This window comes from Sutterella wadsworthensis, from assembly GCF_003315195.1.
Lineage (GTDB): Bacteria > Pseudomonadota > Gammaproteobacteria > Burkholderiales > Burkholderiaceae_F > Sutterella > Sutterella wadsworthensis.
Genome location: NZ_QNRV01000008.1, coordinates 14,475 through 32,224, shown reverse-complemented (window position 1 = coordinate 32,224; position 17,750 = coordinate 14,475). Strand labels below are relative to the sequence as shown.

The following is a 17,750-nucleotide window of genomic DNA, read 5'->3' as shown; positions in this document are numbered from 1 at the left end:
TCTGCCAGACCTTCTTCATCGGCTTTTAAACGTTTGCCTGAACAGAGCGCCGTCGCGGCCTTTCTGCTGTGTCCAGCGGCAGACACCGCAAAGGGATATTGCGCAGATCGCAAAACTGCCAATGCCAAAGCATCCTAAGGGCAAATCGCCCGGCCTCGATCTTTGACAGCCCTCCCCGTCAGTCAGTGCTCCGCTTCAGCCGCCGCGGCTTCAGCCTGAGCCGCCGGACTTTCGTCAATACGTCCTTGATAGAGCGGAATAATCCGCTGGTTGGAGCTCCCGCGCCAGGCGCCCTGCTTCTCGAGGTGAAGCTTTTGCACATAAGCGCCGTCAACGAGCCGATCAATGTAGGGCAAAAGCCTGCTCTTTTCCACGTGCTTAAAGGTCCTTCCGGTCCACGCCCAGACGGTTTTATCTGGGAACCGTTCCTTAATGCGCTCGAGGAGCCCGGCCAAAACCGCTTCGTGCTCCGGCTCAAACGGGTCGCCGCCCAGCAGCGAAAAACCAGCAATCCACTTCGAATCCAGCGCCTTCATGATCTGCGCTTCTGTTTCCGCTGTGAATGGGCGTCCAGCCGTAAAAGACCAGCTTTCTTTATTGAAACACCCTTTGCAGCGAAGCGTGCAGCCGGAAACAAACAGCGAAACGCGCACGCCGGGGCCATTGGCGGTGTCGTAGGCGGATAGACCGATGTAGTTCATGACGAAAGAAATAAATAAATCGGGGGAGCTCAGCCGGAACTCCCCCGAGGAACCTTAAAGACCGCTGCTGCGGTCTTTAAAGGTTTTACATGCTCTTGCGGTTGTGGATCTCAGCCATTTTCCCTTCATTCATGCGGGAAACGCCGTTCACATTGCTGTAGCCGAGGTAGCCGCAGACGCGCGAGATCACGGAGAGGTTTGAGCTCCCGCACTTGGGGCAGCGCATGAGCACATTGGTGCTGTGTGTGCCGCAGTCGCCGCAGTAAGCACTGTCAAAATTCACGCCTTGGTAGAAGCCGAGCTCCATGCCGCGTTGGATGACGGCCTTCACCGCATCCGTGTTCTCAGGATTGTCGAGACGCACGTACTGAATGTGGCCGCCTTCGCACAGGTGAAAGTCCTTGAACTCGTGGTCCTGCTTCTCAAAGGGCGTGATTTCTTCGGTCACGTTCACATGGAAGGAGTTCGTGAAGTATTCAGGACTGTAGTGCGGCGTATGGCGGAAGACATTGTCAATGCCTTGCTTGGCGCAGAAGGCGTCGTACTGCTTGGCCTGCGTCGCGCAGAGGCTTTCGGCGGGCGTGCCGTAGATCGCATAGAGCCACCCGTCTTCCTTCTTGAAGACGTTGATGCGCGCCTGCAGATGGCGGAGCACTTCTTCGGAGAAAGCGCCGCCCTCTTCAAGCAGACGCTTGCCCGTCCAGAGGAAGGTGGCTTCATCGAGCGCCGTGATGCCGAAGGACGCCGTCATGTAGCGGACCAGATCGCCCACTTCATCGTCGGGATCCTTCGTGCCCTCATAGAAGCCCCCCTGCGTGAAGGCGAGCGGGTTTGAAGAGCACTTCTGGCGGCGGATGATGTCGTAGCGCTTCTTGAAGAATTCGCGGATTACTTCCAGACGCTCGTCGAGTTCCGTCCAGAAAGCGGTGCGCCAATTGTCAGGATGTTCGAGCTGCACCAGGCGGATGATGAGCGGAATATTGAGGCTCACAGCGCCGATGTTGCAGCGGCCGATTGCCACATAGCGGCCCTTTTCGTCATGCCAGGGCGAGAGATACGCGCGGCAGCCCATCGGGCTCGTAATGACGCCGTGTTCGCGGAAGAGCTTCGAAACCGTGCCGTAGTCCGATGAGAGCGACAGGTAATCCGGATACATGCATTCGGTCGAGGTCTTCACGGCCTCATCGAAGAGTGCGGACGAATACTGGTCGGCTGCAATCTGCGGCGCATCGTACAGATAGACGAGCTTCGGGAAGACCACGGGCTTATGGTGCGGACCGTGGCCGTTGCGGCGAACCTGCAGCATGACCGTGTTGATCTTCGAGAGCCACTTGCGCTCAAAGGGCGCGTAGTCCTTTAAGTTCCACTGACCAAAGGAAATCGTCGTAAAAGCGAAGTCACCGCGCGAGCACGGGACGGTATTGAGCTTAAGCTCAAGCGACTGGAAGCCCTGCTCAAGCTCGCGGGTGACATCCTTGTCGCTTTGTTCTGCGGCCCGTTCTTCCGAAAGGCCGAGCTCAATGTATTTGTCGTGCGCCGTCTTCCAGCTCTTCAGAACGTAAGGCAGCAGGGCCTTGTCCAATTCCGCGAGCGTAAAGCCGCCGAACTGCTGAGCCGTCGCGACGAGCGTGATGTCGCCCACCACCTGCAGTGCCGACAGAACGGTTTTGGGTTCGGTGTAGCGCACATTGCTCATCTCGAAGCCGCCGCGCAGGATAGAACCGATGTCAAAGAGGCAGCAGTTGATGCATCCGAGGATCATGTCGCGCATGTCGTGGATGTAGATGTCGCCGCGGTCAGTGAATTCTTTTTCGCGCCCAGAGAGATAGAACTGACGATAGAGGCTCTTCGTGAGGAACCCCTTGATGAGCGAACCCTTCGTCGAAACGAGGGACGAATCGAAGTTGGCATTCTCACGGTCGCCGAGACGCAGAACATCATCAGCATCCTGACGCAGCTGCTCGAAGGTCTTCGCGTAGTTGTTCTTGTAGTAGCGGTATTCGGCATAAGACGTCGCAACATCCTTGAAGCCAAAGGTTGCGAGCGTACCGATCACGAGCTCGTGAAGTTCGGCCACGGGCACCTTTTTGCGCGACTGCAGACGTTCAGAAATCGAGTTCGCCATGGCGAACATGGTTTCGTCAGGGATCTGCTTGTCGCAGCGGAAGGCTGCCTTCATGATGGCCTCGACGATCTTCTGCGGCTTGAAGTCTTCAAGCGTATTGTCTTTCTTGAGTACCTTGAACATCGCGGATTCCATTCTTTTTATCTCGAGCGCTCGGCCGTCTGATGCGGTCTCTCGAGCGAATTGATCTTTGAGAGAAAAAATGCCGCGACGCGCTGTTTCGACAGCTGTGCCGACCACCGCTTCTGCCCGCAGCAATCTTTCCCAGAAGTTGGACGGGAAGTGTACAGGTAAAAAGACGCTCAGCTGACGCTTCAATCGATAGGGTTTTTCTATTGAATTGAGAGATGAAATTCGAACTGCTTGAGTCTGCTGAAAGATTGCTGCAAATTACCTCTATATAGGTAGTGCTTCAGAAGTAACGCGCATCCCGTGGAAGTATCATTTCTTAAGAAACACTATATGTAGTGCCATCACTTGGCTATCTCCTACATACTGTCATTGGTACTTTTACCAGATCCGCGGAGTGCGTCCGTCTGCCGAACGTTGATTAGCGGCGGATTTCTGTTGGGATGCGGCTGTCTGCGTCGTCTGCGGCTGCCTAATAAATGGGCACTTGCCGAAAACCAACATCGGTGATGCAAACCCGGCGCCCCCTATTCGTCATGCATAAAAGTGCAGTCTCAAACGCTGTCATTTTTTTGAGTGCTTTTGTGATCGGCTGTCTAAAAAACGAGAGCTACTCTCGTGAACACCACCCCCATACCGCATTCAAGGTATTGTTTTCTAAGTAAATTAGTTTACTGACGGGTTAATTGAACAAGGCGGCCCAGAAGTCTTGGACACATTGCGATAATGAGAATTATTTTCATCTTTTTGGATGCAGCCGAGCTCAACAAGTTCCTGCAGCGTATTTTATGTCCAAGCACAAATCACTATCACCGGCGATGACGCAGCAGCTGCAGCTTCCGCTTGCTGCCGCCCTGCTTTCCGCACTGTCGGGCAGTCTCTGGGCGGAATCGGCCGCATATCTGGAATTGGATCCGGTTGTAGTCACCGCAACGCGTACCGCACAGCCGCTTTCGCAGGCGGCCTCTTCCATTTCGGTCGTTAAGGCGAAGGATATTGAGGAAACCGTGCCTCAGACCTTTACGGATACACTCCTCGACATTCCGAACGTCGATGTGGAATCGTCCTCCAGCGTTATGTTCAGCCGCATCCGTATTCGCGGTTCCGAGCCCAATCAGATCACCTATCTGGTGGACGGCCTTCGGCAGGACGACACCACAGCCGCCGGCAATCAATTTATCGGCATCTTTATCGATCCGGAACTGCTTAAGCAGGTGGAAGTAAAGCGCGGCGGCGGCAGTTCCCTCTACGGCAACGGCGGCATCGGGGGAACCCTTTCTGTGACGACTAAGTCGGCTGCAGATTTTCTGGCCGGTACGGACAAAAACTACGGCGTGAAGGTAAAGACCGGCTACGCCTCTGACACCAAGGAATGGCAGAAAAGCGCATATGTCTTCGGCCGTCATGATATTTGGGACGTACTCGTGGGCGTCAATCGCCGGGATTCGGGCAATGTGAAGAACTCGAGCGGCCGGCGAATCGACAATAATTCGGATGCCGAATACACCTCCGTCATCGCCAAAGTTTCCGCGCTGCCGACGGATGAAATGGCCTTCTCACTCGCCTACAACTTTGATGAAGCCCAAGACGAATGGGGGCGTCAAGACCGCTGGTTCTATAAAAACAAACAGAACCGCATTACCGGCAAATGGGATTTCAACAGCGGACCGCTGCTCAATCTGAGCGCTGCCGTGCAGTATGTCGATTCAACCTTCAGCTTTGACAGCGGCATTAAGAAGGCGCAGAACAATTTTGATTCAATCGGCGGCAATCTGCAGAACACGTTCGAATTTTCGGCTGCCGGGCAGCATGCGCTCACCGTGGGCGGCGACATCTATAAAAAATCTCAAAGCGGTGTTGAAGCGGACAGCAGCGGACATTGGGTCAATGCGCCCAGTCGGCCGGATTCAGATGCTGTCGATGCGGGGCTGTTTATCCAGGATCAGTACGCGATTACCGATTACCTTGCGCTCACGCCCGTGCTTCGCTGGAACTACTATAAGCGCGAATCCAATACCGGATTCGCCTCTGTTTCGGATTCAAAGTTCACGCCGGGTCTGACGCTTACAGTGAAGCCGGCGAAGCCGGTGAGCCTTTGGGCTTCAGTCAATACCGGCTACCGCCCGCCGATCCTCGATGAACTCTATTTTTCGATGGTTTGGCCCGGAACCCATACCGTTGTCGTGCCCAATCCGGATTTAAAGCCCGAGAAGTCGCTCAACTATGAGGCGGGTTCCAGCTTCAAGGCTGACGGCGTCTTCGGCAGCGATGACCATCTTTTCGCCAAAGCGGTCTTTTTCTATGACGACGTCAAGGATTTCATTGCGCCCAAGGGTTGGTTTGAGCCTACAACACCGCCCACCGTCTATTACTCGTCGCAAAACGTCGGCCATGTTGTCCGCAAAGGCATTGAGCTCTCGGGCACCTATGCGGCAGGTCAGTTTTCAACCTCTGTGAGCTACGGTCTTCTCCATGCTGTCGACAAAGAGACCAACGAGCGCATGAACGGCATTACGCCGCAGTCCGCCAATCTGAAGCTCGCTTATGCGTTCCCCGCTCAGGCGATCAATGTTTGGTATCGAGCTCACTGGAGCAAAGGCGGCGAAAGCAGTGTGGAGGACCGTGCGACCGGAAAAAATCTGCATTTCTCAAGCTTCCTCACACACTCGCTCGGTGCGGAATGGTCCCCAAAGGTCGCCGACCTGGCTAACCTGCAGGCCGGCATCGCCGTGGTAAACCTTTTTGACAAGGAATACCGGATGCTGAACGGCTCCTACGGCAGCGGCCGCGGCGTCCGCCTGTGGCTCTCGGCGCAGTTCTAAGCACTTTCCAATGCGCGATCGACTCCTCGGATGAGCAAAGCCATGCTCCGCTTCCTCCGATGCCTCCGATGAGCCGATCGCCTTTTGACGGTTCCTGCCGCATGCCTCACATCGGTGTCGACTTTGCGGCAGACCTGTTCGGCATTAACCTCTATTAATTCGCTGACATGCGGACACCCATAGCGCCCAATGGCCTGCGCCGCCTGATCGCTGCCCGTCTTTTCAGCCGTACTCAATGGCGAATCTGGGCGCTGGCTGCTCTTGTGCTTGCCGCCTATGCAGTCAACATTAAGCTGGCTGTTCTCTACAACGATTGGAACGGCCGGTTCTTCAATGCGCTCCAGGCGGTGAATAAAGCAGCGATCTTTCGCGAACTCTTTTATTTCATCGGTCTGGCTGCGGCCATCATCATCCTTTTAGTCTGGGCGGGCTACATCAAAGATCGGCTGATGCTTGCGCTGCGCCGCGACCTGACCGAAGTTTTCTTCAAACGCTGGCTTTCACCGCAAAGCGCTCATTACCTGCTTCGCGAGAGCGGTGAAGAACCTGATAACCCCGACCAACGCATCGCTGAAGACGTCCGTCTTGTCGTCAGCTTATCCGTCAGCCTTGCCGTCAGTCTCTACGATTCGCTGCTGACGGTCGGAAGCTTTTCCGTCATCCTCTGGCAGCTCTCGGGCTCGGCCGAAGTGTGGGGCTTCACGATCCCGGGCTACATGTTCTGGGTCTGCGTTCTCTATACGTTTGTCGCTTCCGGACTGACGCATCTCATCGGCCGAAAGCTCAAACCGCTCAACATCAATGCTCAGCATATGGAAGCCAACCTGCGCGCTGCGCTTATGGAGAAGCGCCGTCATGCCGATGCCATCGCCGGCGCACATGCAGAGTCTGTCGAAGAGGCCAGTCTTTCCGAGCGCTTCCATCAGCTTTTGCGTGTCTTGATTGCTTTGGTTAAGCGCAAAAGAGATCTCAATCTCTTTACCGTCGGCATCGGCCAATTCACGCATCTCGCTCCGATCTTCTTTGCGCTGCCGAGTTTTTTGGCCGGAGTAATCCAGCTCGGCGGCTTAATGCAAATACGCGGAGCCTTTAATGATGTTGCAAGGTCACTTTCATGGATCATCATGTCCTACGAAGAGCTGGCAGCACTCGCCGCTGCTTATGAGCGTCTGGAGCGTTTGGAGTCCGGACTGACGCAGGCAGATCACACTCGCCGGCAAATTCAAGCGCACAACAGCGCAGACAGCAAGCGTTCTGATGGCCTTTCTGCGGATATCCTCCTCAAAATTCCGCGCGGGAAGGCTGCCGCCCTGAATGCTGAGATTCCTGTTTCCTTCAGCCTGAAGCCGGGGTCCCTCGCCATTATTGCCGGCCCCTCTGGCATCGGCAAAACCACGCTGCTGCGCGTGCTTGCGGGCTTTTCAGAGAGCTTCACGGGCTGTATCCGCTGCGGCGGCAGCGTGCTTTGGATGCCTCAAACCCCCTATCTCCCCAAAGGCGAACTGTTTGATGCGCTGGCCTATCCTAAAGCCCCCGATGAACTCACCGACGAAAGGGCCGCAGCGCTCCTTTCCAAAGCCCGCCTCACGCATCTGACGGATAAGCTCCGCGAAAGCGCGGACTGGTCAACCGTACTCTCGGGCGGTGAGGTTCAGCGGCTTTCGCTGCTGCGCGCGCTGATTGCGAAGCCCGATGTTCTGCTCCTCGATGAGATGACCAGCGGGCTGGATCCGGTCAACGCACGTGAAATGATTGAACTGCTTGGCAAAGAGCTTCCTCATACCGTCATCGTGCTCGTCACGCATCAGGCATTTCTGTATCCGCTGGCTGATCAAATCATTCAGCTCAAAGGAGAATAATGTTATGGGGAATCCATTCATCCCATTGCCCCGAATTGAAAATGCTCTCATCATCGGCGATAGAGCGGCGGAGTGCCTGCAATTGAACTTTTGCATTCGGCGGAGAAGCATTTGGAATGCGCTGCTTGTTCTTAATAAGCCCGCGTAAGTGCTGATGCCGTCTTATAAGGCGGATGCATGCTCGTATTGGAGCTCAATGATTAAAGGGGATTCAATCCGGATGCGGCAAAAGAACGGCTTGATGCCGAAGGCATAACCGTTAAGCGCTTTGATGTGCGAGGCTCTGCTCAAACAGTATTATTCCGGGCAGGCTCATTCTTTGGCGATGAAAAACAGGCTGAACGAGTCATTCGAGAACGATCGGGCCGTCTCGCGGCGTTTGAGAAGACCAAAGCCAATATTAGAGAGGGACAGCTGGCAGTCATACCGTCGGCCATTCGAAGTTCTATTCGGCATGAGCATTATGTCTTTATTGTGTCTAAACGCTGTTCTCTCTCAAAGCTTTTGAACAATTCCTCCGGTTTAATGAACAATACTTCTATGAGCGGCAGTGAAAAGATGCCGGGCGGTAACGACCAGCGCATTGCAGCGGCTCTCTGCCATTGCCCTCTCTTCGAAATCCGCGCCGCGAATTGTTCGAGTCATGTGCTGACATGCTGCTGCGACGAAGCGCCAATTGCATAATGACATCGATGCACGATCAGGATTGACGGCATCCGGTAAGCCGCTCCGCTTTGAACGACCTGTCGATGATTTGCGTTTTTTTCGACAGATTGCCGGTCATCTGTCGATGGCATCGACAGATGACCGCGGATATGTTCATGGATGCTCCAATTTTCGACATATAAAAGGCCTCTTGTCGAAGGTCTGATCCTTTTTAAACATCAAACTGCCATGTGGAAACCTGCCAGCCCCTATAACAATCTTCCGGAGCTTCCGCCTCCATTTAGGGAGACGGCAAAGATCTTCCGCCAGACAACCCAATCCCGCGTGGCTCTAGAGCGCCTTCATCAGACGGTGAGGCTTCTCCCAGAGAAGGAGATCTTTGTCCAAATTATTCCTGTTCTGGAAGCCCAAGCTTCAAGCGTAATTGAAAATATCGCTGCGGCGACGGACAACCTGTTCAAGTATCTAGATGCAGACTCGCAGGCAGATGATGCCGCCAAAGAGGTGCTGCGGTATCGGCAGGCACTTTGGAAAGGAATGGACAGTCTGAAGCGTTGTCCGCTTTCTTTGCGGACGATGACTGCCGTCTCAAGAACGCTGCGCGGCTCAAAGGTGTCCGTAAGAAAACTTAACGGAACCTGCATTGCGTCAGCTTCTTCCGGTCAGGTAATTTATACGCCGCCCGCTGGAGAAGCGCTTATTTTGGAAAAATTGCACAACCTTGTCGAATTCCTGCATTCACCAAGCGAAATGGATCCGCTGGTCAAAATGGCGATTGCGCACTATCAGTTCGAAGCCATTCATCCTTTTTCGGACGGGAACGGCCGTACGGGGCGGATCCTGAATATTCTCTATTTAGCTGAGAGCGGGCTTCTCAGCCAGCCTGTTCTGTATTTGTCAAGATATATCATCCGGCATAAACTCAAATACTATGCCGCTCTTCTCAACGTCACAAAAGAAGGGGCTTGGGAGGACTGGATTCTTTTCATGCTTCAGGCTGTTGAAGAGACCGCTCTTTGGACCTGCCTAAAAGCTGAAGCTATTACCAGGTTAAAGCGCGAGACAACCTGTTTTATAGAAGCGAGTCCTTTGCTCAAAGGCGTTTATTCGCCTGAGTTAGTGCAAATCATTTTTATGCGTCCCTGCTGTCGAATTGCCGCATTGACTGAGGCAGGTATTGCAAAACGGCAGACCGCAATGAAATACCTCAATTTACTCACTCAAGCCGGCATTCTGCACTCCGCTGCGGCAGGCCGAGAAAAACTTTTCATTAACAGCCGATTGATGGCGCTCTTAAAGAGTGACCTGCACGAATACCCGCCTTTGGAGACGGTGTGAGGATTGCTGCGTTTTAATGCACTCATTACTAATGAGCGGCTTTCACTGCAGGGAATGCTTTAAATGACGCATTTCATTTCGCCGATCGACTTTGCGTCAGGCGATGCTTTCGGCTCCACTGGAATTCGAAATACTCCGTAGCCTTCGCCGCCCGCTTTGCGGTTTGCCGTCATAAAGATATTCATGAAGCAGTCGCCCGTGATACGGAGATTGAGCGATTGAAGCACTTCAAAGAGCGGATGAGTGCCGTTGGCAAGGCGTTCGAGAACCTTAAGCCGGCCAAGACCGCCGAAGTGATAGACGAACACCTTCTCGGGCGGTATGAATTGAACAGCACCGTTGATCGGTATGCCGCAGCGCTCTGCTTTTGACGCCTCAACGGAAAGCCCCCATTGATATGAAAAACCGTTGCCAGCCTGATCGGGCGCATTGAACTTAAGCGAAGACTTTACAACCGAGAGCCAGTCGAGCCACTGCGGCAGAATTTCATAGATCCGCTCATCCTCGAGAAACTGGGATCCGTTGGCGTGCGGCAGATAGTAACGCCCTTCAGCTGAAGTGACCTCCCAATCTTCGGGCTGGCTCTGCCGGATATCGAACCATTCCTCAAGGCGCTCGATTTCTGCCGCAATCGCCTGCGTGTGTTTGATGCGCTTTTCGAGTGCTTCCCTCGCCTCATGCAGGGATTGGCGCACTTCCACGCCCGACAAATCACGAAGCATGCCGCCCATTTCACGGACGGTATAGCCGCAGTTGCGCAGCCGCATGCATTCCAAAATGAGACTCGACTGTTCAAAGCCAAAGTGACGGTAGCCGTTGTCGTGGTGATCCGCACTGAGGAGACCGCATTTTTCATAATGCTTCAAAAAGTCGCGCCCTACCCCCATGTAGTGGGCGTAGTCCCCAATGCGATACCGTCTGACTGAAATAGGCTTTGATTTCTTTGGGATTTCAGACATGTTGCATAGTCTCCATCGGGAAAGCTGAACATTTAGCGGCCAAAAGCGCTCCGGCGTGCGAAGTCTACAGATCGAGCGCCCTATTGAGCAGCATATCGCCGCATGTTCGTCAATATTTTAAGTAAATTCAAGAGATTCCTTGTTGTCCTCCGTCCGTCTTTGGACTGACGTGCACCGTCATCTACGTTCGATTGTATCGAACGACTCGATGATCTCGTTTGGTATTTTACCGCTTGACCTGTGTACAACTCGCAGTCCCATCATGCGTGCATCCAGCCGCTTTGGGCCGTGGAAGACCCGACGCGGTCCTGCGCCGAGCGCGCATTCCCTGCGAACACCTCCGATGGCCTTTCGAGGTCACGAATATTTGAAGCATCAAGGAAGATACATGTCGAATCTCTCTCGTCGTTCGTTCCTGAGAACGGGTCTTGCCGGCGGCGCGACGCTGGCCGTCTCGACCGTCTCCACAGCCGCCCTGGCCGCCAAACCTGCCAAGGGGCTTTATATCCCGGGCACTTATTCGGCCAAGGCAGCCGGCATCGGCGACATCGTCGTTACGATGACCTTTGACGAAAACCGCATCACGGATGTCGTTCTCAATGTTGCCCACGAGACCCCGTCCATCGGTCAGGCGGCTGCCGAACGACTCAAGACTTCGCTCATGGCGGCCCAATCCGCTCAGATTGATGTCGTTTCGGGCGCTTCCATCACGTCGAATGCCGTCATGAAGGCCGCCGGCAAGTGCATTGCGCAGGCCAAGGGTGAAATCCCCGTTGAAGTCGTCTCCAACGGCGCCGATGCCGATGCGGATTCGGGCGATTGGCTCGGCAAGGCGCCTGAGATTGCTGAAAAGAGCATCACCGCGACCTATACCACCGATGTGCTCGTTGTCGGCTGCGGCACGGGCGGTCTCTTTGCGGTCTGCGCGGCTGCCGAAGAAGGCGCCAAGGTGATCGGCATCGATCGTTTCTCGACGGGCACCGGCGTGCGCGGCGACGTGGGCGGTCTCGACTCCCGCTATCAAAAGGCCTGGGGCACGAAGATCGATAAGTTTGATTTCGTGACGATGATGACCCAGTACGCGGCCGGCCACATCAATCAGGACCTCGTCAAGGTCTTCTGCGAGCAGTCGGGCGCCGTCGTTGACTGGTACGGCGACCGTCTCGCCGAACGCGGCGTCGAGCTCTGGCATGAATCAGGCGACAAGGACGACCATACCCGCTACGAACACTTTGCCATCGGCCACTCTCCTCGCTGGGCCGGCAAGACGACCGAAGACGGCAAGAAGCTTAACGGCAACATCGTGCTGGTTGATTACGCCAAGAAACTCGGCGCCCGCTTTGACTACAACACCTGCATGGTGAAGCTTGAAAAGCAGGCGGGCCGCGTGACGGGCTGCATCGCCGAAACGGGCGACGGCAAGTTTGTGCGCTACATCGCCAAGAAGGGCGTGGTCGTCGCCACCGGCGGCTACGCGCAGAACTACCAGATGCTCGAAGCCCTTCAGCCCTGGAATCTGCGCGTCATCGGCCGCAACGGCGGTCTGCCGGGCGCACGCGGTGACGGCATTCGTGCCTGCCTTTGGGCGGGTGCGGCGATGGATGAAACCCATTCGACGATGCTCTTTGACCGCTGCGCGCTGCGTATTGATCAGCCGACCGGCGCCGAAACCGCCAAGAAGGGCGATTCGGGGTTCTTCTGGATCGGCTCTCAGCCTTGGCTCAAGGTTAACGCTGACGGCAAGCGCTTCTTCAACGAATCGGGCACCTACGAAAACATTCTTCACGCTGACGAATATCAGAAGGGGCACTGCCACTACACGCTCTTTGACACCAATTGGCCCGAACAGACCAAGCAGTTCAAGATGCACGGGTGCTCGCGCGTGCACCCCTTTGAAAACGGCGCTGATCCCAACATTCTCTGGAGCGTCTTCGCAGAAAAGATGCTCCCGGGTCTGATTGAAAAAGGCTTTGTAGTGAAGGCCGACACGATTGAAGAGCTCGCCCGCAAGCTCGGTCTCCCCGAAAAGACGCTCAAAGCCACGGTCGAGCGCTACAACACGCTCGCCCAAAACGGCAAGGACGAAGACTACGGCAAAGAACCGCACCGTCTGGCTGCGCTTACGAAGGCACCCTTCTACGGCGCCAAAAACACGGGCTACATCCTCTGCACGATGGACGGCATCCGCATTGACACGACGATGAACGCGATCGACACCGACGGCAATCCCATTCCGGGTCTCTACGTTATCGGCAACGATTCGGGCGGCTTCTTCGCCAACACCTACCCGAACCTTGCTACCGGCGTGGCCTGCGGCCGCACGGTCACCTTCGGCCGTCTCGTCGGGAAGCACCTCGCCAAGGCTTAACGCATGCCGCATTGAGGCCTAAGCCTGCATAAGCCTCGGCTCCCAGCACTCGTTCGAGCGTGACTTCGCGCCGTTCGAACGGGTGTTTTTTTGTGTTTTTTCCTCATCTTTTCAACAACAAACCGCAGCCCCCCGAAAGCTTCATGGCGACATGCGGCCGGGGGTCTCCAGAAAAAAAGGAATAGGCTCATGAAGAAGCAAACCCTCCTCGCCGCCGCGCTCCTTTGCGCAGCCGTCTCTGCCGCCGCTTCAGACATTGAGGTTTACGGCGTTCTTGACTACGGCTTGACCTGGCAGGACCGCACCAACGCGGACGGCTCGGATTCTGCAGCGCTGCAGATGACTTCCGGACAGTACATCGGTTCGCGCTTTGGCATCAAAGGCACCGAAACCCTCGCCAATGGTCTTAAGGTCGGCTTTGTGCTTGAAAATGGTTTTGGCACCGACACGGGCTCTTTGGGGCAGAACGGCCGGCTCTTCGGCCGAGATGCCCGGCTCTTTCTCGACGGGACCTTCGGCTACCTGTCCTTTGGCCGTATGGGCTCCATGGTGGGCGGCAACGGCCCCTACGCCCGCTTTGGGCACGTCGTGAGTCCCTTCTCCTGCGGCTGGGGCGATATCGGCGGCCATCTGCAGGTCGTTTCGCTCGGCTACGAATTTATTGACAATGCCGTCGCCTACACGACCCCGAAATGGGCGGGCTTTGACGCCACGGTGCAGTACTCCTTCGGTTCCGACACGAAAAGCTACGGCGATAAAGGCGTCGAAGGGAAGTCGAGCGTTGAGCGCATGCTGAGCGCTGCCGTGCGTTATCAAAATGAAGCGCTGATGGTCGCTGCCGGCATTGAAAGCATCAACCATGCCCAGCCCGCAGCCGATGAAGCTCAGCTTGACGACGCGTTCTCCTATAACCTCGGCGCGAACTACAACGCCGGCTGGGCAAAATTCTTTGTCTACGGACAGATTTTCGAAAACTACGCGAATGCCGCGAAGACGACGACCTTCCATCAGGATTCGGGCGTTGACGGTTTCGGCGTCAACATCGGCGCAGATGTGCCGCTCTTTGGCGGTACGTTCAAGGCCTCTTTCGGGTACGGCGATTTCGAAGCGAGCCGCGACAGCGCAATCTCGATGAAAACCTGCCAGACTGCCGTCGGCTATACGTATTCGCTCAGCCGCCGCACGACGCTTTATACGGCCGCCGGCTGGATCCATTCGAACAATTCGAGCGCCTATGAGGCCCAGAAGCCCGCTGCTGCCGAAGATATTTATCAGTTCACCGCGGGCATCGTGCACAAGTTCTGATGGATAAGCCTTCAAGGCTTCATTTTTGAGAGCATTAATCTCTTGGAAGCGGTCTGCCCTTGCGGTTGAGACCGCTTTTTTTCGAACGGCGTTTTTCTGAAGCGCTGCCTTCTTTTCCATGCGCCCTGACCGAACAGCGCAGCATCTCTATGCCGCAGGACTTGAAAATCAAGAAGCCGTCCCCATATAGCCCCTATTGATCGGGCTTTTCGGCGCTCTGCGTGAGGACGTGAATACATGAGAAGCCCGCCCAAAAGCATTTTTCGGAGATACAAGAAGAAAATGGCTGCAGAAGTTCATGCTTTTCAAACCAAGGTGAGCAAGCTCCTTAAGCTCCTCGCCAACTCGCTCTACTCCAACAAAGAGGTGTTTCTGCGCGAGCTTGTCTCGAACGCGTCTGACGCCATCGATAAGCTGCGGTTTGAATCCATTTCGCACCCTGAACTCCTTCAGGGCGATCCTGCTTTTGCCGTCCGAATCCGTGCTGACAAAGAGGCCGGCACGCTCACCATTTCCGACAACGGCATCGGCATGACGCTCGAACAGGCCAACCAGCATCTCGGCACGATTGCGCAGTCCGGCACGGAAGACTTTCTCGAGCACCTTTCCGCTGATCAGGCCAAGGATGCGCAGCAGATCGGACAGTTCGGCGTGGGCTTTTACTCGGCCTTTATCGTGGCCGACAAAGTAACGGTCGTATCTCGTGCTGCCGGCGCGGCCGAAAACGAAGCGGTGAAGTGGGAATCCGACGGTTCGGGCACCTTCACGAGCGAACTCACAACCCGTGCTGAACGCGGCACCGACGTCATTCTTCACATGAAGAAGGACGAAGAGACATTCCTCATGCCTTGGACGCTTCGCGAAACGATCACGAAGTACTCTGACCATATTTCGGTCCCCGTCTACCTCTTTGAAACGAAGCCCGCTGAAAAAGAAGGCGAACCCGAGACGACGGAATGGGTTCAAGTGAATGACGCCAAGGCGCTTTGGACGCTTCCGCCCAAAGATGTGACCGATGATCAATACAAAGAATTCTATAAGCACCTGACGCACGACTGGCAGGATCCGCTCTGCTGGGCACACAACCGCGTGGAAGGCGACCTTGAATACACGTCGCTCCTCTTCTGCCCGTCGACGGCGCCCTATGATCTTTATAACCGCGATGTGCAAAAGGGGCTGAAGCTCTTCGTAGAACGCGTGTTCATCATGGACCGTGCTGAAGCGTTCCTTCCCAATTACCTCCGTTTCGTCAAGGGCCTCGTTGATACGAACGATCTGCCGCTCAACGTTTCACGCGAACTGCTGCAGGAAAGCCGCACGGCTGCCAAACTGAAGAAAGCACTGACCAAGCGCTGCCTCTCGATGTTTGAAAAACTCGAGGGAGAGAAAGAGATCACGTTCTGGACGCAGTTCGGACGCGTGTTGAAGGAAGGCGTTGTTGAAGATCCGGACAACCGCGAAGCTGTGCTTAAGCTTCTGCGCTTCGCGTCAACTGCGTCGGAGGGCAGCGAAAACGTCACGCTCAAACAGTACCTTGAGCGCATGCCCGAAGGTCAGAAAGCGATCTACTACCTGATCGCGGGCAGCCGCGAAGCGGCGATGGGCTCGCCCTATCTTGAGGGGCTCAAGAAAAAGAACGTTGAGGTGCTCCTCCTTTGGGACCGCATCGATGAGTGGATGATGGGTTCACTCACCGAATTCGAAGGAAAGAAATTCATCTCCGCGACGGCAGCTGACCTCGAGCTCGGCGACATCAAAACGAAGGACGGCGAAGCTGAACAGGCCGTTGAAACTTCGAAAGCGGATGAAGACGCTGCGGTAGCGCGCTTTAAGGCCGCGCTCGGCGACCGTGTTGCCGACGTGAAGGCCTCTGCTCGTCTGGTGGACTCCGCCACATGCGTGGTCGGCGCTCACGATCAGATGCTCACGCAGCAGATGCGCCGCATGCTCGAAGCCGCCGGTCAGACGGTGCCGGAAGAAAAGTACACGCTGGAAGTCAACGTGGAAAATCCGCTGGTGCAGAAGGCCCTCAAGGAAACGGATCCGGCGAAATTCAGCGAATGGGCTGCAGTGCTCCTCGATCAGGCGCTCCTCGCTGAAGAAGGGTCGCTTAAAGACCCGTCAGGGTTCCTCAAGCGGCTGAACGCTTTGCTGCTGAGCTGACCGCCGGCACGGTTCGAGCAGTGAATCGGCACGGATAAGGTTTAACACTCATTCGTGCTCGTTCAAAGAGACCTCCGCAGACTCCTTTCTGCGGAGGTTTTTGCGCTTTGGGACGTGAGCCGTTTGTTTTGCAAGCGTTCTAGCGGCGGCTTCAGTATTCCGGCCGATGCTGCTGTGTGACCAGCGTCAATCGGACCTCCTCCGGCGGAATGAGGCAAAAGAGCGCAGAAACGCCGATAATGATGCGCTTAAGTTTGAGATGCTGAAAGCGTGGGGCACGGTGCTTGACCCAAGCCGCTTCAGTGTTTGTTGTCACTCACCGCTAGTTTCTTCGAAGCGCCTGCGCGCGCTCACTGTCGTCATCATGGATCCGAGTTTTTATAAGGTCGTTGCCTTTATCTCCTTCATTACGCTCGGTTGGTGTCTGCGAAAATTCAACGTCTTAAAGCCCGAGGCTTTTCAGGCAATCAGCGGCTTGGTGATGTTTGTGACGCTGCCCTGCACAACCATTACGGGACTTAACGGCACAACCATCGGCGGCGAAATGGCCTTGATTGCGCTCCTTGGCTTTCTCGCCAACATCGCCTTTCTCATTGTGGCCTTTCTTTGGACGATACGTGCTGCGGATAAAGATGAACGGGATTTTCGCCGGCTCAATACCTGCGGCCTCTCGATCGGACCTTTTGCCGTGCCCTATGTTCAGGCGTTTCTCCCGACGAGCGGACTGGTGACGACCTTAATGGCCGACGTCGGCAACGCGGTGATGGCCGCGGGCGGCACCTACGCAATCATTGAAAGCATGCGTTCGAAAACGTCCTGGCTTTCAATGGCTAAGCGCATTTGCTACAACCTCCTCCACTCCGGACCGATCGTCGCTTTCCTCTTTATGGTGGTGCTTTGCCTCTTGGAGATCAAACTGCCCGAAGTGGTTACCACCGTTACAGGGTTCGGCGCTGCCGCCAACACGTTCCTCTGCATGATCATGATCGGCGAATCGATCAATTTGTCGGTGACATTCAAGGATCTTCTTTACATTCTGAAGATCCTCGCCGTGCGTCTGGTGATTCAGGTGGGGCTCGCACTCTTTTTCTGGTACTGCCTGCCTTGGGATTACGACGTTCGCCGAGCCATGGTGCTGGTTGCCTTTGCGCCGGTTCCGGCCATGAACCTGATTTACACCGCAGCCCTTGAGGGAGATCTTGGCAAAGCGGCTAATTTGAATTCGCTCTCCGTTGCGATGGCAATCATCTGCATGTCGACCGCGATTTACCTGATGTGATCTGATCAGAAGCTTCCTGATTCCAAAAAAACTGGG

At 55.3% G+C, this 17,750-nt stretch carries 10 protein-coding genes; 7 read left to right on the top strand and 3 right to left on the bottom strand.

All coding sequences use genetic code 11. The features are described from left to right. Window positions 1-182 precede the first annotated feature (182 nt). Window positions 183-701: an anaerobic ribonucleoside-triphosphate reductase activating protein gene (nrdG, locus tag DES29_RS05200; RefSeq protein ID WP_005432707.1), complete on the bottom strand. Its 519-nt coding sequence runs from the start codon at window positions 699-701 to the stop codon at window positions 183-185. Window positions 702-786: 85 nt separating this feature from the next. Further along, window positions 787-2,949 carry an anaerobic ribonucleoside-triphosphate reductase gene (gene nrdD, locus DES29_RS05195; protein ID WP_021996041.1) on the bottom strand — a complete coding sequence of 721 codons (2,163 nt, stop codon included), beginning with the start codon at window positions 2,947-2,949 and terminating at the stop codon, window positions 787-789. A 794-nt stretch (window positions 2,950-3,743) separates the two neighbouring features. On the opposite strand from nrdD, the gene DES29_RS05190 reads away from it, so the two are divergent. The 3 genes from DES29_RS05190 (at window position 3,744) to DES29_RS05180 (ending at window position 9,640) form a co-directional block, all read left to right on the top strand. After that, complete coding sequence (locus DES29_RS05190) at window positions 3,744-5,777, top strand: TonB-dependent receptor domain-containing protein (protein WP_231293739.1); 2,034 nt, start codon at window positions 3,744-3,746, stop codon at window positions 5,775-5,777. Between the two features lie 167 nt (window positions 5,778-5,944). Further along, a complete protein-coding gene (locus DES29_RS05185) occupies window positions 5,945-7,636 on the top strand; it encodes an ABC transporter ATP-binding protein/permease (RefSeq protein WP_021995515.1) in 1,692 nt (563 codons plus the stop codon). An 825-nt stretch (window positions 7,637-8,461) separates the two neighbouring features. Beyond that, window positions 8,462-9,640 carry a Fic family protein gene (locus DES29_RS05180; RefSeq protein WP_236578946.1) on the top strand — a complete coding sequence of 393 codons (1,179 nt, stop codon included), beginning with the start codon at window positions 8,462-8,464 and terminating at the stop codon, window positions 9,638-9,640. A gap of 59 nt (window positions 9,641-9,699) precedes the next feature. Here the strand turns inward: DES29_RS05180 and DES29_RS05175 are convergent, their stop codons facing one another. Continuing rightward, entirely contained in the window at window positions 9,700-10,599 is a 900-nt protein-coding gene (locus DES29_RS05175; protein WP_113854544.1) for a MerR family transcriptional regulator, read from the bottom strand. A 388-nt stretch (window positions 10,600-10,987) separates the two neighbouring features. On the opposite strand from DES29_RS05175, the gene DES29_RS05170 reads away from it, so the two are divergent. The 4 genes from DES29_RS05170 to DES29_RS05155 all read left to right on the top strand — a co-directional run bounded on the left by DES29_RS05170 (window position 10,988) and on the right by DES29_RS05155 (window position 17,714). Then, entirely contained in the window at window positions 10,988-12,967 is a 1,980-nt protein-coding gene (locus tag DES29_RS05170) for an FAD-binding protein (protein WP_113854543.1), read from the top strand. A 189-nt stretch (window positions 12,968-13,156) separates the two neighbouring features. Continuing rightward, window positions 13,157-14,272, top strand: a complete 1,116-nt coding sequence (locus DES29_RS05165) for a porin (protein WP_016474394.1) — start codon at window positions 13,157-13,159, stop codon at window positions 14,270-14,272. 282 nt (window positions 14,273-14,554) lie between these two features. Further along, a complete protein-coding gene (htpG, locus tag DES29_RS05160; protein WP_005432693.1) occupies window positions 14,555-16,435 on the top strand; it encodes a molecular chaperone HtpG in 1,881 nt (626 codons plus the stop codon). Window positions 16,436-16,694: 259 nt separating this feature from the next. Beyond that, window positions 16,695-17,714, top strand: coding sequence for an AEC family transporter (locus DES29_RS05155; RefSeq protein WP_236578945.1), 1,020 nt, complete (start codon window positions 16,695-16,697; stop codon window positions 17,712-17,714). The last annotated feature ends 36 nt before the right edge of the window (window positions 17,715-17,750 follow it).

Coding starts and splice junctions, on each gene's coding strand:
- DES29_RS05180 (WP_236578946.1), top strand. CDS start 8,462: ATGCTCCAATTTTCGACATATAAAAGGCCTCTTGTCGAAGGTCTGATC.
- DES29_RS05185 (WP_021995515.1), top strand. CDS start 5,945: ATGCGGACACCCATAGCGCCCAATGGCCTGCGCCGCCTGATCGCTGCC.
- DES29_RS05175 (WP_113854544.1), bottom strand. CDS start 10,599: ATGTCTGAAATCCCAAAGAAATCAAAGCCTATTTCAGTCAGACGGTAT.
- htpG (WP_005432693.1), top strand. CDS start 14,555: ATGGCTGCAGAAGTTCATGCTTTTCAAACCAAGGTGAGCAAGCTCCTT.
- nrdG (WP_005432707.1), bottom strand. CDS start 701: ATGAACTACATCGGTCTATCCGCCTACGACACCGCCAATGGCCCCGGC.
- DES29_RS05155 (WP_236578945.1), top strand. CDS start 16,695: ATGCTGAAAGCGTGGGGCACGGTGCTTGACCCAAGCCGCTTCAGTGTT.
- DES29_RS05170 (WP_113854543.1), top strand. CDS start 10,988: ATGTCGAATCTCTCTCGTCGTTCGTTCCTGAGAACGGGTCTTGCCGGC.
- nrdD (WP_021996041.1), bottom strand. CDS start 2,949: ATGTTCAAGGTACTCAAGAAAGACAATACGCTTGAAGACTTCAAGCCG.
- DES29_RS05165 (WP_016474394.1), top strand. CDS start 13,157: ATGAAGAAGCAAACCCTCCTCGCCGCCGCGCTCCTTTGCGCAGCCGTC.
- DES29_RS05190 (WP_231293739.1), top strand. CDS start 3,744: ATGTCCAAGCACAAATCACTATCACCGGCGATGACGCAGCAGCTGCAG.